Raw genomic sequence first — 2,834 nt, 5'->3', positions numbered from 1 at the left:
CGACGACGCCGACCCGTATCGACAATCTCAACTCGATCCATAGCCGCACTGTCCTTTTTGACGTCAATAAGGACAGTCAGTGCCAAATCCGACAATTCCTACAAGGCGGCCCACCTCGGATGCGTACGGTCCACCGTGACCTGACCGCCGAGCTGGGCCGCCATTGACCGGGCCCGCGAACGCAAGATCTCGCCTGATGTCAATCCTGCCCGGCAGCACGGGAGCGGGCCATCAGGGCATTCAGGTGCTCCACGAGGGCGTCAGGGTACACCGGCTTGGCCACGAAGACCGCCGAGGGCGGCAAGTCGCCCTCGTCCGGGAACGCCTTGCCCGAGATCACCAGCACGCCGACCTCCGGCCAGCCTTGCGCCACGAGGCGGGCGAACTGGGAGCCGGGCATGTCCACGTCGGTGAGGACGACATCCACGTCCCCTCGCTGCCGGATGGTCTCGAAGGCTTCGTCGGCGTCCGCCGCTTCCAGTACCCAGAAGCCCGCCTCGCGCAGGATATCGATCTGGGTCAGCCGCACGAGCGTCTCGTCCTCCACAAGGAGGACAACGGGCTGGCTCAGGATGGGACCACGGGGCTTGACCTTCATGGGGTCGGAAACGGGAGCTGGCCTGTCCGGTTCCCGCGGAGCCGGACAGCAGTCTTGGGGCCTCCTGCACCGCTGGGCAATCCATTCACCCGGTTCAGGGCTGGCGCGCCTGGGCCATGAGCTGCCTGATGCGGTGAACGATGTCCTGCGGGGGATACGGCTTCTCCAGGAGCGGGCCGGCTTCGCACAGGGTCGCTGCGATATCAGCCGAGCGCCCCACCCCGGTTGTCAGGATGACCTGCACGTCCGGCTTGTTGGCCGCACCCACGCGCCTGCCCGAGCCCGTCACTGGCCCACCGTCGGGATCCTGACCGCCTCCGGACGGGAATGGCCGCGGTGCCAGGACCGGCACCGCGGGACGAAATGGGTCTGTGCGTCACGCGCCACAACCTGCGAGAGTTCCGCGACGGTCTGGCGCGCAAACCATTCCCCGGGGGCCATCACGAACGTACCGGAGGAGTGTGGTCAGGAGCCACGGTTCCGTCGGATCAGGATGACGGCCATTCCCATGAGCAATGCCAGGACGATGCTGATCCCCACGATCTCGAACAGGTTCGCAACTCTTTCGGCTCCGGGAGGAGACGGCCCGGTATCGCCTTCCCCGATGCCCGGGACCAAGGCCGACCGCTCCTGAACCATCAACTGCATCGTGGTCATCTCGTCCCTGAAGGAGCGGTAACGTCCATCACCGAGAGGCGTGCAGGAACAGGCTAGCTCGGACCAGGCGGTCGGGTCCGAGGTCCTCCTCGGAGGTGAGATCCATCAACTCGGCCAAGCGGGTGCGGGCCCGGCTCACGCGGCTTTTGATCGTGCCGATGGTGGTGCCGCAGATCTGGGCTGCCTCCTCGTAGGATACACCTTCAGCTCCCACGAGCAGGAGTGCCTCGCGCTGTTCGATGCTGAGTTGGGCGAGAACCGCCAACATGTCGTTGAAATCCAGGCGCGCGCCCTGCTCCGGCATGGTTGCAAGATTGCCGGCCATCACGCCGTCCGGGTCCGCCACCTCCCTGCGGCGCTGGCGGACCTCGGTGTAGAAATGATTGCGCAGGATCGTGAAGAGCCATGCCTGCATGCTCGTGCCGGGCTGGAACTTGTCGAGGTTCTCAAGGCCGCGCAGAAGAGCAGTCTGCACGAGGTCGTCCGCGTACGTGACGTTGCCGGTGAGCGAGATGGCAAAGGCCCTGAGATGCGGGATGGCGTCCAGCATCGCCTGGCGTGAAATGGTATCAACGGCCGTCATCTTGCCTCTCCTTCCGGTCCAACGCTTCAAGGAGCCGGACGAAATCAGCCGGAACGGGATCGTTCATCAGTTGTGCGTAGCAGGCGCGCAACCGCTCGCCGAGGCAAGCGGTGACAATCGAAGGCAGCGTCGGCTCAGGATGGAGTTCATCTCGAACCTCTTGGAGCTGTTGCAGCTCACCCGGTGTCGTCGGGGAGACTTTGGGCCATGTGGTCATCACGTGGGAGTTCCTCCGGCGGATTGGACGATAATCCAGGCGTAGAAGACCGGGGCAGGCCCGCCATTAACCTATGATCACCTTGACCGAACGGGCTCGGCAGATGGGACGAACCAAGGCAGGAACCCGACGGGAAAACTCCGCTCACGTTTCACTTGCGTGAATGGGAGAGCACTCGATCAGGGTAAGGTCCGCACACGATGGTGTTCGTGTCCATCCTCCTGATGAGAGCCCTGCCGACATGCTCCTCTGGCACGGCTCTTCCCGTCCTTGAACAAGCAAGAGACCTGATGTGATGAGTGCACCCTGCTGCATGATCGTTGAAGACCAGGCGCTGATTGGCATGTCGCTGGAGGCGTTCCTGGAGGATGCCGGCTTCTCCATCGCCGGCCCGTTCCCGTCCTGTGCCGATGCCCTCGCATGGCTGGAGCACAACACGCCCGAGGTCGCGGTGCTGGACGTGTCACTGCGGGACGGCACCGCCCTGCCGATTGCGCACGCCCTGAAGGAGCGCAACACGCCCTTTGCGGTCTACACGGGTCTGCCGTTCACCACCAGCCTGCCGGACGAACTCCAGGACGTGCCCTAGCTGGAAAAGCCGATGGCACGCGAGGCGCTGGCCGACACGATCACCCGCTTGCAGCGGACTAACGTACGCATCCGAGGTGGGCCGCCTTGTAGGAATTGTCGGATTTGGCACTGACTGTCCTTATTGACGTCAAAAAGGACAGTGCGGCTATGGATCGAGTTGAGATTGTCGATACGGGTCGGCGTCGTCG

At 63.9% G+C, this 2,834-nt stretch carries 7 protein-coding genes; 1 reads left to right on the top strand and 6 read right to left on the bottom strand.

The window, feature by feature from the left end; genetic code table 11:
* Positions 1-199 precede the first annotated feature (199 nt).
* The 5 genes from FS320_RS41220 to FS320_RS51260 form a co-directional block, all read right to left on the bottom strand.
* Entirely contained in the window at positions 200-598 is a 399-nt protein-coding gene (locus FS320_RS41220; protein ID WP_152718358.1) for a response regulator, read from the bottom strand.
* Positions 599-692: 94 nt separating this feature from the next.
* The gene (locus FS320_RS41215) at positions 693-887 is read right to left on the bottom strand and encodes a hypothetical protein (RefSeq protein ID WP_244627724.1); all 195 of its coding nucleotides are present in this window, start codon (positions 885-887) and stop codon (positions 693-695) included.
* A gap of 176 nt (positions 888-1,063) precedes the next feature.
* Positions 1,064-1,246, bottom strand: coding sequence for a hypothetical protein (locus FS320_RS41210; RefSeq protein ID WP_152718356.1), 183 nt, complete (start codon positions 1,244-1,246; stop codon positions 1,064-1,066).
* Positions 1,247-1,283: 37 nt separating this feature from the next.
* On the bottom strand, positions 1,284-1,838 hold the full coding sequence (locus FS320_RS41205) for a sigma-70 family RNA polymerase sigma factor (protein WP_152718354.1): 555 nt from the start codon (positions 1,836-1,838) through the stop codon (positions 1,284-1,286).
* Entirely contained in the window at positions 1,825-1,905 is an 81-nt protein-coding gene (locus tag FS320_RS51260) for a hypothetical protein (protein WP_420846843.1), read from the bottom strand. Before FS320_RS51260 ends, FS320_RS41205 begins: the two co-directional genes overlap by 14 nt.
* Before the next feature lie 463 nt (positions 1,906-2,368).
* Here FS320_RS51260 and FS320_RS41200 point away from each other — a divergent pair, with 463 nt between their 5' ends.
* Complete coding sequence (locus tag FS320_RS41200) at positions 2,369-2,644, top strand: response regulator (protein ID WP_162003593.1); 276 nt, start codon at positions 2,369-2,371, stop codon at positions 2,642-2,644.
* Here the strand turns inward: FS320_RS41200 and FS320_RS47355 are convergent.
* A partial coding sequence (locus FS320_RS47355; RefSeq protein ID WP_210252248.1) for a hypothetical protein occupies positions 2,641-2,834 on the bottom strand: 194 nt, incomplete at its 5' end. The genes FS320_RS41200 and FS320_RS47355 overlap by 4 nt on opposite strands.

This window comes from Microvirga tunisiensis, assembly GCF_009296175.1.
Taxonomy (GTDB): domain Bacteria; phylum Pseudomonadota; class Alphaproteobacteria; order Rhizobiales; family Beijerinckiaceae; genus Microvirga; species Microvirga tunisiensis.
Note: the sequence above shows the minus strand (reverse complement) of the source record. Positions and strands in the feature narration are given on the sequence as shown.

Coding starts and splice junctions, on each gene's coding strand:
- FS320_RS41220 (WP_152718358.1), bottom strand. CDS start 598: ATGAAGGTCAAGCCCCGTGGTCCCATCCTGAGCCAGCCCGTTGTCCTC.
- FS320_RS41200 (WP_162003593.1), top strand. CDS start 2,369: ATGATCGTTGAAGACCAGGCGCTGATTGGCATGTCGCTGGAGGCGTTC.
- FS320_RS51260 (WP_420846843.1), bottom strand. CDS start 1,905: ATGAACGATCCCGTTCCGGCTGATTTCGTCCGGCTCCTTGAAGCGTTG.
- FS320_RS41210 (WP_152718356.1), bottom strand. CDS start 1,246: ATGCAGTTGATGGTTCAGGAGCGGTCGGCCTTGGTCCCGGGCATCGGG.
- FS320_RS41205 (WP_152718354.1), bottom strand. CDS start 1,838: ATGACGGCCGTTGATACCATTTCACGCCAGGCGATGCTGGACGCCATC.